This window comes from Vibrio sp. D54 (genome assembly GCF_021728075.1).
Classification (GTDB): Bacteria; Pseudomonadota; Gammaproteobacteria; order Enterobacterales; family Vibrionaceae; genus Vibrio; species Vibrio alginolyticus.
In genome coordinates this window covers 22,422-37,963 of the sequence record NZ_JAKKCS010000001.1, presented here as the reverse complement: position 1 = coordinate 37,963, position 15,542 = coordinate 22,422, and the positions used below count along the sequence as shown (strand labels likewise).

The window sequence follows — 15,542 nt, the reverse complement described above, 5'->3', positions numbered from 1 at the left end:
CGTTTTGTGTTTATTGATAAAACACCGCCAACCAGATGGTTTCTTGCGTTGGGTCAGTCCAGCTCACTTTGTGTTTGGTATGAGCTGGAATCGTAACGTGATCGCCTGCCTCAAGTCGTTGCACTACATCTGATTCAAAAGTCAGCTCTCCAGCTCCTTTAAGAACCAAGACCCATTCATGTTCTTCTTGATCGTACCAGCCACTTTCGGGCGAGGTTTGCCCCGTTGAGACAATGCGTTCTATACGCAGGTTTTTGTGGGTCAGCAGGTCTTCGAACACTTCCTCGTCGAGGTTATTCGGTAAGTCTTTAAAAAGATTCATGGCCTTTCCTTAGAGAATGATCAGTCCAAAAGGCGCAAGTAATTGCTCTTGTTGCCAATCACAAATCTTAACACCAAACAGAGAAACGCGGCGCACATCCAGCCCGTCTAGTTCGACATGAGTCAGATCACATTGCTCAACGTTAAAGGTTCCCCATTGTTCTGGCGAGAATTCGCAGCGAGATAAATCCGAGCCTTTGAGAGTTGCCCCTGCGAGGTTCGCACCGTTCCAACGGTTTTCAAAGAGGTCACATTTTTCTAGTAACACTCGCTCGAAGTTACAGTAGGTGAGGTTGCAGCCAGTAATAAAAGCAGAACAGAAAAACATGGTGTTACTGACGCGATTAGCAAAGTTCGCACCTTGGAAGTTTGCCCCTTTGAGATCGCACTTACGTAGCTCCAAGCCCATACAATTTGCGCCGTTAAACAGGCTCATCGCCAACATGCAGTTCGTAAAGCTAGCGTCTTTTAAGTTCGCGAAGCGAAAACTACACCCTTCTAGCGCTTTGGATTCGATAAAGCGACAGTCGATGAACTTAGCATCGCGCAGATCGGCATGGTCGAAACAGCACATATAAAAGTGGCAGTTTTTAAAGGTAGCATTCTGAAAATCGTGATGAGAAAAGTTTTCTCGTTCAAAAATGAGATCGGTTTTTAACATGTCTTCTCCTTAGCTGCGAGCAGACTAGCACTCCAAGTGACTGATTTTCCAGAAAAATAACTTCTTGTATTTCAGTGCTTTACAAACCCCTCAAATCGCGATTTTAAGGGGGCAAACGAGCGTTTTAAGTGGGTTGTTTTTTGAAAATAGAAGACGTAGAGGACGAAAAAAGTTTTTGCTGGCTACGAGCCTTAACGAGAGGATTCGCATTTATGGGTATGCATGGCAACTCACACGCACAGTTTGCATTACAGAATTGTATCCTATTTGCATAATTTGTTGATCAATATGGCGTTTCTCCATACAAAAAACCTATATTTTTCACAAATTGATTTCCATCAAAATAGTAGGGTTTCTATGTGCTAGATTGCGCACAGCTCAAAAAGATATAGATACCCGTGTGCTTCAAGGCGCTGAGTTTACTTGAAATCTCAGATCAGTTAGCAGGCACCCCTTTGGGTACGACATAACGAAGCCCTACGAAAGGAAATAAAAATGAAAAAAACAATCTGCAGTCTAGCAGTGGTTGCTGCACTCGTGTCACCAAGTGTTTTCGCTCATAAACAAGGTGACTTCGTTCTTCGTGTTGGTGCGGCGTCTGTCGTTCCAAACGACAGCAGCGATAAGATTCTTGGTTCTCAAGAAGAATTGAAAGTGGATTCAAATACGCAGCTTGGTTTGACGTTTGGCTACATGTTTACAGACAACATCAGTTTAGAGCTTCTAGCAGCAACACCATTCAGCCACGATATTTCAACAGACTTGTTAGGTCTTGGTGATATCGCGGACACCAAACACCTTCCACCAACGCTTATGGTGCAGTACTACTTTGGCGAGCCACAAAGTAAGTTCCGTCCATACGTGGGTGCAGGTCTCAACTACACCATGTTCTTTGATGAGGGCTTCAATAGCACGGGTAAAGGCGCTGGTCTTTCAGATCTTAAGTTGGATGACTCATTCGGTCTAGCAGCGAATATTGGTGTGGACTACATGATCAACGATCAATGGTTCCTCAACGCTGCTGCGTGGTACGCAAACATTGAAACAGAAGCAACTTACAAAGCAGGTGGAGAGAAGCAAAAAACCGACGTCAAAATTAACCCTTGGGTATTTATGATCAGCGGCGGTTACAAGTTCTAAGAAAAACCAGTAGTTACACGCACATTACTATTATTGGCATGACTTTGGGGGCGGTTACGGGGACTGCCCCTCTTTTTTATCCTCGTTTTGATTGCACATCATTTACTCCACTTAGCAACATGCAAAATTGGATCTTTACCTTGCAGATCATTTTATTGTCGGAAGATCGAAAAGTCCTACACTGATCACATAATTGAACAAGTGGACAATATAAATGAGCGACGACATCGCAAAGCATTCCTCCTCCAGATCTAAGCTGGTAAAAACTCTTTTCTTTACTCTCTGTGTTATCGCATTTGGTGCGATGTATTGGTCTTGGCAGTATTCAGACAGTCACCCAAGCACGGAAGATGCCTACGTTAGGGCAAAAATTTTGTCGGTAGCGCCTCAGGTAAAAGGCCAAGTGGTTTCTGTGGATGTCAAAGACTTCCAATCTATTAACAAAGGTGACCTACTGCTGAAGATAGATTCACGCCCATATTTGTTGGCAGTGAAGCAAGCAAAAGCGGCATACCAATTGGCGGTCCAGCAACATGACGTTGCCGATAAGCAGGTAACTGAAGCCGTTGCGGGCTTAGATGCGGCGCGCTCTAACCTGACAGAAGCGCAAGTGGAGTACAAACGTACGGATTCCTTGGTGAAACGCAAACTGGCGTCGGACCAAGATTTAGATACGGCAAAAAACAAACTAGCCAATGCCCAAGCGAGCCTGGAGCAAGCGCGCGCGACGGTAGAAAAAGCCATTGCGAACCGTGGTGAAGAAGGCGCAGAGGCTGCGGTTGTTCAACAAGCGGGAGCACAGTTAGCGCAAGCAGAGCTGAACTTGAGCTACACCGACATTACGTCACCAGTGGATGGCATTGCCGGTGAGATCAATACGCACGTAGGCTCGGTCGTTAGCGTGGGTCAAACGTTGTTCCCTGTGATTTTAAAAGACAGCTATTGGGTACGCGCGAACTTTAAAGAAACCGATCTTACTCATATTAAACCTGGCATGCATGCGGATGTGGTGATTGATATGTACCCAGACGTGGTGTGGAAAGCAACGGTAGAACAACTATCGCCTGCGAGTGGTACATCGTTCTCCTTGATGCCACCAGAAAACGCAACGGGTAACTGGGTTAAAATCAAACAGCGTTTCCCTGTACGTTTGGCATTAGAAGTACCGGCCGATGCGCCGCAACTTCGCGTGGGTGCGAGCTCAGAAGTCACCATTGATTTGCAAAGTAGCGTGCAATGAGCCATCAAATTACGGCAGACAAACGGGGGATTGCCACCGTCGCCGTGATGCTTTCTGCCATCATGGTGTTAATCGATATGACCGTTGCGAACGTGTCGCTATCGCACATGATGGGCGCGTTGGGCGCAACGGCAGACCAAATTACGTGGGTGTTGACGGGTTACAGCATGGCGGAAGCGATCTTCATTCCGATGACCAGTTTCTGGGTGTCGCGTTTTGGTGAACGCAAAGTCATGTTGGTTGCTGTGATCGGTTTTGTGATTGCCAGTGCGCTTTGTGGGCAAGCACAGTCTCTTGAAGAGATGGTGCTATTTCGCATTATCCAAGGCGCTTTCGGCGCGTCGGTGATTCCATTGGCGCAGTCGACGTTAGTGCAGATCTATCCGTATGAGCAAAAAGGCAAAGCGATGGCGATTTTCTCGATCGGCATTTTGCTTGGTCCTATTTTGGGCCCAGTTGTAGGTGGTGTGATCACCGACAACATTAACTGGCGCTGGATTTTTTACATCAACTTGCCATTCGGTTTGATCTGTACCTCTCTGATTTATCGCTATATCCATATCGACAACAAATCCAAACCTAACTTTGACTGGTGGATCATCGGTTACATGGCGTTAGGTGTGGGCGCGTTGCAGTTTGTGTTGGATAAAGGGAATGAAGACGACTGGCTCGACTCACGTATGATTCAGACCGCGATATTGCTCGCAGTCATGGGATTGGTGATGTGGATCTATCGCAGTTGGAAAACCAAAAGTCCAATAGCGCCATTGTGGCTACTGAAAGACCGAAACCTTATGGTCTCGTCATTGATGATTGCCGTGGTGTCGATGGCGATGTTTGGTCTGACGACTCAACAACCAATGCTGTTGGAAAGCTTGCTGGATTATCCGGTCTCAACCACTGGTTTATTAATGGCACCGCGTGGGTTGGCGTCAGCGGCGATGTTGATTTTGGTGATTAAGCTCAATCCGCAATTCGATCCCAGAATCAAAATAGTCTTTGGCTTAAGCTGCATCGGGATTGGTAGTTATTTGATGACGCAATACTCACTGCAGATCGATACATTTTGGATTGTGATGCCGAGTATGATTCAGGGGATGGGGCTTGGTTTAACCTTCTCGACGCTATCCACCTTGGCGTATTTAACGATTCCGAAAGAGCAATCTGTTGCGGCGGCGAGTATTTACAATCTGTTCCGTACCATTGGTAGCTCGTTTGGTATTTCTATCGCCACCACGTTCCAATATCGTGATAGTCAGCAGCAATGGCATGCACTGGGAGAGGGTATTAATCCTTATAATCCTAACTTGCATGACTGGGCGGCCAATCAGGGGCTTTCTATTACCGACCCGGTTGCGTTAGACCAATACCAACAGATGTTGCAGCAGCAATCGCAAATGGTCGCGTTTGTGCACACCTTCCAGCTTGTGGGAGTGATGTTCGTGATCATGATGCCGATGCTGGTTTTCATTCGGTCGCGTGAATAACATGAAGTTCCGGTGAATAGTGTAAGAGAACGCCTCTCAAGTTGTGTCAGCTTGAGAGGCGTTTTTTATTGGACGGTGCCAGTGAAAGAAGGACGTTTACTCAAACGTCACTTCGTCAAAATGCGGATTGGTTTTGAGCGCGCGCATTGCGACTAATTGTTCAGTCGGGAAAGCGGTGTGCTCACCATCCATATCTAAAAACAAGCACTCTTGTCGCTGCATGTCGTAGCCTGTGTCGAACGCGTTGCCCTGATGAGTTTCACCATTTTTTAGTGTGATCTCGATAGGGAGCTTAAACATACAGGCGATTTCAATAAAATCGTATTGGCTGCAAGTCACCATAGTTTTCTCCTTTCAAACCGACGCAGTATTCAGAAGGTTTGAGAACCGTATCCTTAAATAGGAGACGTTTGATTGAAACTGAATCTTCATCTTACACCTCATTTTGGTCACGAAATAGACATACACGCACGTTTTAATAAACCTACTGTTGAGCGTTCACAAGCGAGACAAAACTACGATATGTCTGAGACGATACTTAAGCGCACATACCTAACGAGTGAACAAAAGACACAAAAGCCAAGTTCACTGATTTCCCCTCAAACCTACCATGAGCAGTTGGCGCACCGTGTTCACCACTCGCCTCAATTTGAAAACGGCCGCGTTAAAAACGAGATGCCAAATGTCCCTAGCCCGCAATCATTCTGGCAGGTGTGTTGGAGCTATCTTGGTGGTAGAACGCCATTGAGTCCTAACGAACATCTGCCACATTTCCCAATTCAACCTACGCAGTTTGCGCAGCGAAGTGAATCGATGCGCGTTACTTGGCTGGGCCATTCCACCATGCTGGTGGAGGTCGATGGCATTCGAATTCTGACCGATCCGGTATTTGATTACGCTTCTCCGTTCATCGCAAAAGCGTGGTTTGAACGCAATATTCCCAATACCCATGCCAGAGATTGTTTGCCGATTCCTGAAATTATCGTGATTTCGCACGATCATTACGACCATTTAGAAGCATCGACCATACGTTTCTACGCCGATAAACCCGTGACGTTTTATGTACCCTTAGGGGTTGGCAAGCATCTGATAAAGTGGGGCGTTTGCGCAGACAACATCGTGGAATTCGATTGGTGGGATAGCGTGCACTATGCCGGAATCGAACTGATTTGTACGCCCGCTAACCATAATTCGGGTCGTACTTATTTCGATAAAAACTCGACCTTGTGGGCCTCTTGGGTCATCAAAGGTAAAGAAGATACGCTCTATTTTAGTGGCGATTCAGCTTACGATTCGCACTTTTCCGAGATCGCAAAGCGATGTGGGCCAATCGACATTGCCTGTTTGGAAGTGGCTGCCGATGTGAAAGGCCAAGGTTATCCGGTCGAAAACTGGGGGCACATGCAGGCTCACCATACCGTGCAAGCGTTTCACGATTTAAATGCGAAAAAACTGTTGCCCGTGCATTGGGCTACATACGAGCTATTTACTCACCGTTGGGACGAACCGATTTTAGATTTGCTTGCCCATTGTCAAAAAGAACATATAACGCTGCTGACGCCAATGCCGGGGGAGAGTTTTTACGTTCATAAAAAACAGATAAATAAACAATGGTGGCGAGAAAAAGAAACAGGTGAGCCAGCTAGAATTTTGACTTAATAATATGTTCTTACTTCAATAATTATTTTAGAAGTTAACCTTGTTATTTTCAGAATATAACAAGGTTTTTTACTCGCTTACTCATCAATCACTTGAGGTTTTAACTCGACGACATTTCCTTCCGGATCATGAATATAGAGTGAGCGACCGAATCCTTGTGCGCCGTAGCGTTTCGCAAACTCTTCGGTTTCAATGCCGTTCGAACGCAGATATTCCAGTAATTCATCCTCGGAAAAAGGCGCCAATTGCAGGCAAAAATGATCAATATTACGACCATTTTGAACAGGTGGCTTTCCGCCGAGTTGACCCAATTCGCTGTCTACCGTCACTACATCAATCAATGCGTTACCTGCCCTAAGTTGAGTTAAACCAAGTTCCGTTACTTCGCGTTCGACAGGGCAGCCCAAAATGTCTCGATAGAAATGCAACATAGCATCGAGGTTACAGGTCCTTAAAACAACATGATCAAGCGCTTTGATGGCGATTGGATTTTTGGTGGGCATGCTTCACTCCTTTTTGCATTGTGTTGAGGTAAGTATAAAGTGACCTTAAAAGTGGTGAGAGAAATGATCAAATTCCAGATGTTTTTTTGCTAGAGCGAGTGCAGAAACACTGCAACTCAAAGCAAACAAAAAAGGCTAGCGTATTGCTAGCCTTTTGGAATATGGATGGGGCTATTACTCGTAATCAGAAGCGTAAGTTTCTTCGTAAGTGTGTGAGTAAAGCTCGAATAGGTTGCCGAATGGGTCTTCTAGGTAAACCATTTTCGCAGGCTTATTATCGTCTTCTGGGTGGTAACGCATGATGTCCATGCGAACTTTGCCACCTAGTGCTTCGGTGCGTTTGATAGCACCTTCAAAATCGTCTGTCTGTAAACAGAAATGGAAGATACCGATGCGAGAAAAATCCACTTCATGGCGCTCTTGACGCTCTTTCATTTCGAATAACTCAAGGCCGATGCCATCACTTGTCACAAGGTGCGCAATGTTGAAGCCTTTAAAGCCCTCACCAAAGACCGCAATACACATTCTGCCAATTGCCGTTTCGCGTTCTTCAATCACTTTCGTGTTGCCCATAACGACTTTTAAACCTAGCGCTTGCGTGTAAAACTCAACTGCTTTGTCCATATCTCCGACCATAATACCGACATGATTCATTTTCATTTGTTTGCTCCCAACATGTGTGTTTGAACGTTGTCTTGTTTCGATGTGGGAGAGTATATGGCGTGATGTTAATTACATGAAATTATCATAAATTATAAAAATGATAATTTTATTTAATGATTTGCATGTTGGGATTGATTTAGTGAGCTAAGGCCTCAACAGCTTGCCTCACCGAGGTGAAATGAATCTTGATAATGCACCGTTGCGCGAGGCTGAATTCATGCGATTGGATTAATGACGTAACCTCTTCTACGGACAGCGTTCGTTCTTTTAGATGTAAAAGAGTGGTGTTCGAGCCATTGTTTTTCAATTCAAACGTGTTGCCATTTGAGTCGATAACGTAATCATCTTGCCCAAAAATGAGGGCTTCGCATTCAGAGTCTAAGTCGGACTGGGAATGCGTGTAGATCAGCTCATCGTCGCCGTCTAGTTTTAGCAAGCATGGCCAACATACTGCGTGGTCTCTCATGGTTAACTCATTATTCATTGTTATTTAGAAACTTGACCCAGGTTGTTGCAAAAACGCTAACTCTTCGGGAGTGCTCTTTCTTCCCAGTATCGCATTGCGATGAGGATAGCGCCCAAACTGGTCGATGATGGCTTTGTGTTTTAGCTCAAAATCGTAGTTATTTTCAAGCCCTGATGCGCGAAACAATTTTTCAGCTTGGACATGAATGAGGCGAGATTCGCTGTGCATAAACGGCATGTACAAAAAGCTTAGCTGCTCGGGCGCTAATTCTTTGTCGTGACCTAACCGAATTGCCTCTTGAGCCAATGCTAATGCGAGTGGGTCTTGTGCAAACGCTTTTGGGGTGTTGCGATACACATTACGTGAAAACTGGTCGAGGACGATGATTTCGGCCAATCGTCCTTGTGCGCTGTCACGCCAATTAAACAGTTCACAACGAGCGGCTTGTTCTAATACCGAGGCAAATCGCGATGTAATACGCTTGTCCAGTTCTGGGTTGTTTTCAAACCAATTTTGGGGCGATAGCTCCTCGAACCAAAATTTGATGACTTCTTGGTACATGGATCTTCCTTCCTATTGCATTAGCTAAAGAATAAAAAGCCAGAAGGCGAGCTCCTGGCTTTCTGCGTGTTATCGACCGTAAGTCTCTACGATGTAACGTTCAAAATCGTCACACATTTGTTCGTCAGAGATGGTGTTGCTTGCCAGCTCTTTACTGCCGTCGACGACTTTAATCGCGGCGTTCAGTGAAGCGACTGATGCTCGCTCTCGCGTCGCAAGTGAGTCGATTTTCTTCTGCTGCACTTCCCATGCCTGTTCTGGCGACAGGTTACACACGTCTGCAAGGTATTTGGCATTGAAGCCTTCGCCAGTCAGGCTGACAATGGTTTCGTTGTGCGACAAGTGATTGCCTGCGTGCCAGTAGTGTTTTGCCAGCAGTGGGCCAATTTCTGGGTTATCCGTCAGGTAACCAAACTTCTCAAGGAAGTATGCACGGGTCTGATACACCGCCATGTGCGCGAGTAGATAACCTTGATACGCACAAGCTGCTTCGTCGGATAGCAAATGTGGAATCGCCATCAGTGGGCGAGGGCTGCATTCCAAACCAAGGATCTGTTTTTCACAATCGCGAGCGAGCTTAGTGATGCGCTCTGGCGTTAACTCGTCATCGCTCAATTGATACAACGCGCGCTCAAAATATGGCACAACCAAGATGCTACGTTCTTCATAAGCTTTGAATGGCTGACGACTGTTGATCATCGCTTGAATGATCTCATTAGGAACCGAATTCCCTTCATCATCCAGTGCGTACTGTTTTAGCCAATCGGCATCGGTTAACAGGCTGTCACAGAACATCGACTGAGTTTCTGCATAAGCCATCGACGTCGGCGCAAACTCCTGCGAAAAACAAGGCGCGTTCATTTTTACGTTCGCAAAGTGTGCTGCGTGACCACCTTCGTGGAACAGCGTGTTTATGCCATCGTAGCCGCTGCCCACTTGGTCTGGTTTGGCATTGCTGGTGAAGTTCACCTGTGCTGCGACCCATTCGCCTTGATTGTAGAATGAAGGGATAGGGCCGTGGCAGAACCCGTTCGGGTACTTACCTTTGCGGTCTAACAAATCCAGCGTTAGCGTCGCGCCAGAGTAATCAATATTCAGACGACCAAACGATTCTACCCAGCGTCTCAGAGATTTAGAGAACGGCACGTATGGGTCAAGGTCACGCATGACGTCACCCGCGAACGAGTAAACAAAGTTGAAGCCGGTGAGTGCGCTTGCGCCTTTCTCTTTCGCCAAGTTTTCTAAGCTGTTGAGGTGCGCATCTCGCGTGCGTTGTTCGAAATCTTCCAAAATCTCGAATAGCTGCTCAGAGCTCATCTTTTCCGTTTTTTGCACGGAGTAATCAAAGAAGGTCGCATAACCCAGTGAGCGAGCGAACTGGTTGCGTAGTTTGATCAGTTCTATAAAGCCGTTTTGCAGTAGCCATTGTTCAAGGTTCAGCAACGCTTGATGAGCCGATTGGCGAACTTCTTCATGATTGTTGGTGCGAATGGTTGAGCTCAATACTGGCAGTGAACCTTCCACTTGCTCGCCGTTTTCATCGGTAAACGTTTGTACGTGGTTCTGTTTTTTCTCGAACAGCTCAGCTTCAAAGGCAATGAGCTGATTTTTCAACGCTTGTGCTTTTTCGCCCTCGATAGCGTGAGATTCAAACATCGCCAGCCAACCAGATAGACCCGTCATGGTTTGTTGTTTCTCTTGTGGGTCGGTAATTGAGTCCGCGGCTTCAAGCTGTTGTTTGATGGCAGTAATTTGCTCGGCGTTGCTTAAAAAGCTTGTCCATGCCGTTTGTGCTTGCGTCGAGTCATCATGGTCATCGCTGATCCCCATGTAAGTTTCCCAAAAGAAATCTTCTTTGGTGCGGTGAATCGCAAGGTAACGTTGATTGAGGTCGTTGAGGTAATCCGTTGCGGTCATTTTGATCCTTCAAATGGTTTCGTTATGTAGACAGTTGATTATTGCACGCTTGGTCGCGAGAAAGGAACGCTAATCTCATTTGTCGATTTTGCATCGCGTAAAGGTGATTTTACTATTTGTTTACCTTTGGGTGAGTTAATAGGAGTTCTGAGCTTGCAGTATTAAGACTGGTATGGAGTTTACAGTTTATTAAGTAATTAATCCGCGATGCGCTATCGATGATCCTTATCAGGTGTAATAAGATTTCCATATCGTGGCGATACAGTTGGAAACAATATGATAAATAAAACAAAAGTTACGTTATTGGCGGTAGGTACGATTTTAGTTGGATGTTCTACAGTCGCGCCACCAAGAAATGATGCGGTTGAAAGCATTCAACAAAAGTGTTCTGTGATTTTAAGCAATGATGTTGCTGGCGACCAGCGCTGGCAGACTTATAACGGCTTGCTTGTAGAATATGCCGTGCATGGCGTTAAGAGTCAGGCGCAACTGGAACGTTTTGAAGCGTTTGTGCAGAGAGTGCAAGATGATGAGTCTGGACAGTTAGTTACAGAGTTGATTGAGGTCACCGACTGGGGATGCTCAAACGGCAACTATCTTGAAGAGATGAGCTTGTTTATTCAAGAAGTTCAGAAGTAAAAAACCGAGCGTTAAGTCGCTCGGCTTTTCTGTTTGTGGAGCGCTTTTTTGCGCTGGTTCGTCAGGACGTTTACTCCTCTGGATACTCGCCCATACCTTGCGTTTTACCTTCCGCTTTCCAATGCTCTCCAGGAGCAAATGCTTCATCGCATAAATCTACGGTGTAGCCCATTTCTGTGATTTCCTTCAAAGTGAGGTTATCAGCAATATTTGCAACTTCCCCCGATTTATTCCGTAACTCCATGTTGATCTCTCCTCTGTAGGTAGACGAGTGGCATCAATGCACAGTGAAGAATGCATTGGTAACCTTTGTTCTAAGTATATAACCCGCTGCTAAAAATGAAGGTTAATCCACTTTTTAAATATGGGTAATTGGATAATGCTTTGAGCTGCTTCCGTTATTTAGAACCGCAGCATCGCGATAGTTTGCCATTTGTGATTTATTGAGTGATTAAACGGTCAATTTGGAAACTCGAAATGGTGATTCTCGACCACGCTTTAGCACAACAAATTGTTGATCGAACCATGTCCATCATTGGTCACAATGTGAATGTGATGAACTCGGCAGGCATCATCATTGGCAGTGGCGACCCTAAACGTGTTGGGCAAGTGCATGATGGCGCGGTACTGGCGCTGAATAATGGCGATTCGCTAGAGCTTAATGAGCAGCAATGTTTGACGTTGCAGGGTGTCAAACCCGGTATCAATATGTTGTTGAAATTACATGGCGACGTGGTCGGTATTGTTGGCGTCACAGGAGAGCCGGAGAAAATCCGAGATTTTGCAAAACTGGTTAAAATGACCGCTGAACTAACAATCGAGCAAGCTGCGCTGGTGGAAAAATTTCAGTGGGACAGACGTCATCGTGAAGAGTTTATTCTGGCTTGGATCAATGGCAAATTGACCGATGAAGAGCTGAAAGATTGGGCGATGCGTCTTTCTATCGATGTTACTCAACCACGGGTGGCAACGGTGATTGAAGTCTCGACGCCGTCCGCCTCGAAAAGCATGAAGAGTGTGCGCAATATTGTTGAGCTGCTTGAATACCCAGAGCGTAACAACCTGGTTGCGATTGTCTCGGTGAATGAAATTGTGGTGTTGAAACCGTGTCATTCCGCCAAGCAGTGGGATAGCCAAGTTGAAAGTGAACGCATTGATAAGTTGATGTCGCGTTTAAGCGATCACGATTCACATACGTTTCACATTGCGCTAGGGCAGCTGTTTAATGAACCTAAAGATGTCGCGTTGTCATACCAAAGCGCGAAACAGGTATTAGCCATTGGCAAGCAGTTCTACCCAGAGAAACGTAAGTACCTGTTCGATGAACTTCGTTTGCCTGTGCTGTTAGCGCCGTTGGCGGATATTTGGCAAGGTGAACAAATTATTGATGGTGTGAAACGGTTGAAAGAGAAAGACAAATCTGGGCAATTATTGAAAACCCTAGATGCACTGTTTGAATGCAATGGCAACGTAACAGAATGCTCTAAAATGCTGTTTATTCACCGGAACACTCTGCGCTATCGGTTAGAGAAAATCACCGAGATAACAGGGCTACCAACTACCAATTTTGTGGGGTTAGCGGAGCTTTATATTGCGACTCGGCTCTCAAAAATGTCGTGATATTGTGCATCTGCACAATACGCGTCATTTTTTGACCACATCATTTGTCACTCCGCCTAAAGGAATTCTAAAGCAAACGATTAATAATTCATGCGTCCCTACATGTTGAGTGAGCCAACACGGACTCGCTCAGCAAAATAAGAATAAATGGAGTTATCATGAACCTTATATTAATCCTGCTCGGGGTGATCGCATTTATTGTGCTCACGACCACCAAATTCAAATTACATCCCTTTTTAGCGCTGATCATCGCGGCGTTCCTTGCGGCATTTGCTTACGGCTTACCGGCAGATAGCATTGCCAAAACCATTGCTTCTGGCTTTGGCGGCATCCTTGGTTACATTGGTTTGGTTATCGTTTTAGGTACTATCATTGGTGTTATTTTGGAAAAAAGTGGTGCGGCGATCACCATGGCCGATACGGTCATCAAAGTGTTGGGTGAGCGTTTCCCAACATTGACCATGAGTATCATAGGTTACATCGTTTCTGTTCCGGTATTTTGTGATTCAGGCTTTGTCATTCTGAACTCGCTCAAAGAATCACTCGCGAAGCGTTTAAAAACCTCAAGCGTTGCGATGAGTGTGGCGTTGGCAACTGGCCTATACGCAACGCACACGTTTGTGCCGCCAACTCCTGGCCCGATTGCCGCTGCGGGTAACTTAGGCCTGGAATCTAACCTTGGTTTAGTGATTGGTGTGGGTGTGTTTGTTGCAGCGGTTGCGGCGTTAGCGGGTATGTTGTGGGCGAACCGATTCCAACATGTTGAACCAGATGGCATTGAAGCCGTAGAAGAAATTCAGCAAGACTGGCAAGCACTCAAAGCGTCTTACGGCAAATTGCCAACGGCGAGCCAAGCATTCGCTCCTATTTTTGTTCCTATCTTATTGATCTGTTTTGGCTCTATCGCGAAATTCCCAAGCCTACCGCTGGGCGAAGGTTTTGTGTTTGATGTTCTGACTTTCTTAGGACAGCCACTAACGGCATTGGTGATTGGCCTGTTCCTTTCTGTTCGCCTACTCAAGTCAGACAACAAGATTGAAGAATTTGGCGAGCGAATCAGCCAAGGTATTACGGCTGCTGCGCCTATTCTTTTGATTACCGGTGCGGGTGGTGCTTTTGGCGCGGTATTAAAAGCAACGCCGCTAGGTGAATACTTAGGTACGACGTTATCGGCGCTGGGCGTGGGTATTTTCATGCCATTTATCGTTGCGGCTGCGCTAAAATCGGCGCAAGGTTCATCAACGGTTGCGCTGGTGACCACATCAGCTTTGGTTGCGCCTATGCTTACGCAATTGGGGCTCGATTCAGAAATGGGCCGCGTATTAACGGTGATGGCGATCGGTGCAGGTGCGATGACGGTTTCTCATGCAAACGACAGTTTCTTCTGGGTAGTTTCGCAGTTTAGTCGCATGTCGGTGGGCTTAGCGTACCGCGCGCAAACCATGGCTACGCTCGTTCAAGGTGTCACGGCAATGGCATTGGTGTACATTTTGAGCCTCGTTCTCTTATAAGTCTCTGGAAATACGTATGAAAGTGGTAATTGCACCTGATTCATTTAAAGAAAGCTTAACCGCCAAACAAGTGAGCGAGGCGATCAAAACGGGTCTTGCTCGCGTATGGCATGATGCCGAGTTTGTTACGGTTCCGGTCGCAGACGGTGGCGAAGGCACGGTTCAATCTTTGATAGATGCAACTCAAGGCGAACAAGTCTTCACAACGGTGACCGCGCCATTAGGGAATGATGTTGAAGCGTTTTATGGCATCCTCGGCGACGGCGAAACCGCGGTTATTGAAATGGCGGAGGCCAGTGGTCTGCACCTTGTGCCGAGTGATGCTCGCGACCCAAAACTGACCAGTAGCATTGGTACTGGACAGCTGATCAAACACGCGCTAGATAGAGGTATTCAACGCTTAATCATTGGTTTGGGCGGCAGCGCTACCAATGATGGTGGCGTGGGCATGTTGACCGCGTTGGGGGTGGCGTTTCTTGATGAGTCTGGTCATGCAATTACCCCAAATGGAGGCGGGTTAGCGGCGCTTGCGTCCATCGATATTTCTGGTCTTGACCCTCGTTTAGCAACTTGCGAAGTGTTGGTAGCGTGCGATGTTGATAACCCACTCTGTGGTGACAAAGGCGCGTCGGTTATCTTTGGCCCTCAAAAGGGAGCGACCGTATCAGACGTCACTCTGCTCGATAACGCATTGCGCAAGTTTGGCGAGTTGACGGAACAAGCGACGGGTAAGCATGTACTGACTCGTGAAGGGGCGGGTGCTGCTGGTGGTATGGGCGCAGCCTTGCTTGGGTACACGCCAGCACGTTTGCAACCGGGAATTGAGATTGTGCTTGAAACGGTCAAACTTGCTCAGCATGTTGCGGATGCGGATATCGTATTTACAGGCGAGGGTCGAATCGATCATCAAACCGCACATGGCAAAACGCCGATGGGCGTTGCTCAGGTGGCCAAGCAGTGTAATTTACCAGTCATTGCATTAGCAGGCTGTGTGGGTGACAACTATCAGGCGGTTTATGAGTGCGGTATTGATGCGGTGTTTGCTTGTGTACCAAGGGCGATGAGCTTACCTGAGGCCATGAAAGAGGCCGACGTCAACGTTGCTAATTTAGCCGAAAACGTCGCGAGAATGTGGCAAATTAAGTCGCACTGAG

The 15,542-nt window shown here is 46.5% G+C and carries 17 protein-coding genes; 8 read left to right on the top strand and 9 right to left on the bottom strand.

The window, feature by feature from the left end; genetic code table 11:
• Positions 1 to 10: 10 nt before the first annotated feature.
• On the bottom strand, positions 11 to 322 hold the full coding sequence (locus L3V37_RS00205) for a cupin domain-containing protein (protein ID WP_047725283.1): 312 nt from the start codon (positions 320 to 322) through the stop codon (positions 11 to 13).
• 9 nt (positions 323 to 331) lie between these two features.
• Positions 332 to 982 carry a Qnr family pentapeptide repeat protein gene (locus L3V37_RS00200; RefSeq protein WP_005374358.1) on the bottom strand — a complete coding sequence of 217 codons (651 nt, stop codon included), beginning with the start codon at positions 980 to 982 and terminating at the stop codon, positions 332 to 334.
• Positions 983 to 1,477: 495 nt separating this feature from the next.
• On the opposite strand from L3V37_RS00200, the gene ompW reads away from it, so the two are divergent.
• From ompW to L3V37_RS00185, 3 genes are all read left to right on the top strand, one after another.
• The gene (ompW, locus tag L3V37_RS00195) at positions 1,478 to 2,122 is read left to right on the top strand and encodes an outer membrane protein OmpW (RefSeq protein ID WP_064354457.1); all 645 of its coding nucleotides are present in this window, start codon (positions 1,478 to 1,480) and stop codon (positions 2,120 to 2,122) included.
• Positions 2,123 to 2,336: 214 nt separating this feature from the next.
• The gene (locus tag L3V37_RS00190) at positions 2,337 to 3,362 is read left to right on the top strand and encodes an HlyD family secretion protein (protein WP_054575254.1); all 1,026 of its coding nucleotides are present in this window, start codon (positions 2,337 to 2,339) and stop codon (positions 3,360 to 3,362) included.
• Positions 3,359 to 4,849, top strand: a complete 1,491-nt coding sequence (locus tag L3V37_RS00185; RefSeq protein ID WP_005383288.1) for an MDR family MFS transporter — start codon at positions 3,359 to 3,361, stop codon at positions 4,847 to 4,849. The genes L3V37_RS00190 and L3V37_RS00185 overlap by 4 nt, the downstream gene beginning before the upstream one ends.
• A 96-nt stretch (positions 4,850 to 4,945) precedes the next feature.
• On the opposite strand, the gene L3V37_RS00180 is transcribed toward L3V37_RS00185, so the two are convergent.
• Positions 4,946 to 5,191 carry a Rho-binding antiterminator gene (locus L3V37_RS00180; protein ID WP_005374351.1) on the bottom strand — a complete coding sequence of 82 codons (246 nt, stop codon included), beginning with the start codon at positions 5,189 to 5,191 and terminating at the stop codon, positions 4,946 to 4,948.
• A gap of 180 nt (positions 5,192 to 5,371) precedes the next feature.
• Between L3V37_RS00180 and L3V37_RS00175 the strand changes: the two genes are divergently transcribed.
• Positions 5,372 to 6,508: an MBL fold metallo-hydrolase gene (locus L3V37_RS00175; protein WP_237305769.1), complete on the top strand. Its 1,137-nt coding sequence runs from the start codon at positions 5,372 to 5,374 to the stop codon at positions 6,506 to 6,508.
• A 77-nt stretch (positions 6,509 to 6,585) separates the two neighbouring features.
• Here L3V37_RS00175 and L3V37_RS00170 read toward each other — a convergent pair whose 3' ends face one another.
• The 5 genes from L3V37_RS00170 to L3V37_RS00150 form a co-directional block, all read right to left on the bottom strand.
• The gene (locus tag L3V37_RS00170) at positions 6,586 to 7,011 is read right to left on the bottom strand and encodes a VOC family protein (RefSeq protein ID WP_017821017.1); all 426 of its coding nucleotides are present in this window, start codon (positions 7,009 to 7,011) and stop codon (positions 6,586 to 6,588) included.
• A gap of 174 nt (positions 7,012 to 7,185) precedes the next feature.
• Complete coding sequence (locus L3V37_RS00165; RefSeq protein WP_005374344.1) at positions 7,186 to 7,671, bottom strand: VOC family protein; 486 nt, start codon at positions 7,669 to 7,671, stop codon at positions 7,186 to 7,188.
• Between the two features lie 139 nt (positions 7,672 to 7,810).
• Positions 7,811 to 8,140 (bottom strand): DUF4144 domain-containing protein, encoded by a 330-nt coding sequence (locus L3V37_RS00160; protein ID WP_017634368.1) that lies wholly within the window; start codon positions 8,138 to 8,140, stop codon positions 7,811 to 7,813.
• 24 nt (positions 8,141 to 8,164) lie between these two features.
• A complete protein-coding gene (locus L3V37_RS00155) occupies positions 8,165 to 8,701 on the bottom strand; it encodes a DUF924 family protein (protein WP_151515199.1) in 537 nt (178 codons plus the stop codon).
• Between the two features lie 69 nt (positions 8,702 to 8,770).
• Positions 8,771 to 10,618, bottom strand: coding sequence for a M3 family metallopeptidase (locus L3V37_RS00150; RefSeq protein ID WP_237305601.1), 1,848 nt, complete (start codon positions 10,616 to 10,618; stop codon positions 8,771 to 8,773).
• A 276-nt stretch (positions 10,619 to 10,894) separates the two neighbouring features.
• Here L3V37_RS00150 and L3V37_RS00145 point away from each other — a divergent pair, with 276 nt between their 5' ends.
• Positions 10,895 to 11,257, top strand: a complete 363-nt coding sequence (locus L3V37_RS00145) for a hypothetical protein (protein WP_017634365.1) — start codon at positions 10,895 to 10,897, stop codon at positions 11,255 to 11,257.
• A 70-nt stretch (positions 11,258 to 11,327) separates the two neighbouring features.
• Here the strand turns inward: L3V37_RS00145 and L3V37_RS00140 are convergent, their stop codons facing one another.
• Positions 11,328 to 11,501 (bottom strand): hypothetical protein, encoded by a 174-nt coding sequence (locus tag L3V37_RS00140; RefSeq protein WP_005374332.1) that lies wholly within the window; start codon positions 11,499 to 11,501, stop codon positions 11,328 to 11,330.
• Between the two features lie 233 nt (positions 11,502 to 11,734).
• Between L3V37_RS00140 and L3V37_RS00135 the strand changes: the two genes are divergently transcribed.
• The 3 genes from L3V37_RS00135 (at position 11,735) to L3V37_RS00125 (ending at position 15,541) form a co-directional block, all read left to right on the top strand.
• Positions 11,735 to 12,877, top strand: a complete 1,143-nt coding sequence (locus tag L3V37_RS00135) for a sugar diacid recognition domain-containing protein (protein ID WP_237305600.1) — start codon at positions 11,735 to 11,737, stop codon at positions 12,875 to 12,877.
• A gap of 158 nt (positions 12,878 to 13,035) precedes the next feature.
• On the top strand, positions 13,036 to 14,388 hold the full coding sequence (locus L3V37_RS00130) for a GntP family permease (RefSeq protein WP_005391886.1): 1,353 nt from the start codon (positions 13,036 to 13,038) through the stop codon (positions 14,386 to 14,388).
• 16 nt (positions 14,389 to 14,404) lie between these two features.
• Positions 14,405 to 15,541 carry a glycerate kinase gene (locus L3V37_RS00125; RefSeq protein ID WP_213897428.1) on the top strand — a complete coding sequence of 379 codons (1,137 nt, stop codon included), beginning with the start codon at positions 14,405 to 14,407 and terminating at the stop codon, positions 15,539 to 15,541.
• The last annotated feature ends 1 nt before the right edge of the window (position 15,542 follow it).

Excerpts from the sequence above, each read along its gene's own strand:
- L3V37_RS00130 (WP_005391886.1), top strand. The coding sequence starts at position 13,036 with ATGAACCTTATATTAATCCTGCTCGGGGTGATCGCATTTATTGTGCTC.
- L3V37_RS00170 (WP_017821017.1), bottom strand. The coding sequence starts at position 7,011 with ATGCCCACCAAAAATCCAATCGCCATCAAAGCGCTTGATCATGTTGTT.
- L3V37_RS00185 (WP_005383288.1), top strand. The coding sequence starts at position 3,359 with ATGAGCCATCAAATTACGGCAGACAAACGGGGGATTGCCACCGTCGCC.
- L3V37_RS00205 (WP_047725283.1), bottom strand. The coding sequence starts at position 322 with ATGAATCTTTTTAAAGACTTACCGAATAACCTCGACGAGGAAGTGTTC.
- L3V37_RS00190 (WP_054575254.1), top strand. The coding sequence starts at position 2,337 with ATGAGCGACGACATCGCAAAGCATTCCTCCTCCAGATCTAAGCTGGTA.
- L3V37_RS00135 (WP_237305600.1), top strand. The coding sequence starts at position 11,735 with ATGGTGATTCTCGACCACGCTTTAGCACAACAAATTGTTGATCGAACC.
- L3V37_RS00165 (WP_005374344.1), bottom strand. The coding sequence starts at position 7,671 with ATGAAAATGAATCATGTCGGTATTATGGTCGGAGATATGGACAAAGCA.
- L3V37_RS00180 (WP_005374351.1), bottom strand. The coding sequence starts at position 5,191 with ATGGTGACTTGCAGCCAATACGATTTTATTGAAATCGCCTGTATGTTT.
- L3V37_RS00145 (WP_017634365.1), top strand. The coding sequence starts at position 10,895 with ATGATAAATAAAACAAAAGTTACGTTATTGGCGGTAGGTACGATTTTA.
- L3V37_RS00140 (WP_005374332.1), bottom strand. The coding sequence starts at position 11,501 with ATGGAGTTACGGAATAAATCGGGGGAAGTTGCAAATATTGCTGATAAC.
- L3V37_RS00160 (WP_017634368.1), bottom strand. The coding sequence starts at position 8,140 with ATGAGAGACCACGCAGTATGTTGGCCATGCTTGCTAAAACTAGACGGC.
- L3V37_RS00200 (WP_005374358.1), bottom strand. The coding sequence starts at position 982 with ATGTTAAAAACCGATCTCATTTTTGAACGAGAAAACTTTTCTCATCAC.
- L3V37_RS00150 (WP_237305601.1), bottom strand. The coding sequence starts at position 10,618 with ATGACCGCAACGGATTACCTCAACGACCTCAATCAACGTTACCTTGCG.
- L3V37_RS00155 (WP_151515199.1), bottom strand. The coding sequence starts at position 8,701 with ATGTACCAAGAAGTCATCAAATTTTGGTTCGAGGAGCTATCGCCCCAA.
- ompW (WP_064354457.1), top strand. The coding sequence starts at position 1,478 with ATGAAAAAAACAATCTGCAGTCTAGCAGTGGTTGCTGCACTCGTGTCA.
- L3V37_RS00175 (WP_237305769.1), top strand. The coding sequence starts at position 5,372 with ATGTCTGAGACGATACTTAAGCGCACATACCTAACGAGTGAACAAAAG.
- L3V37_RS00125 (WP_213897428.1), top strand. The coding sequence starts at position 14,405 with ATGAAAGTGGTAATTGCACCTGATTCATTTAAAGAAAGCTTAACCGCC.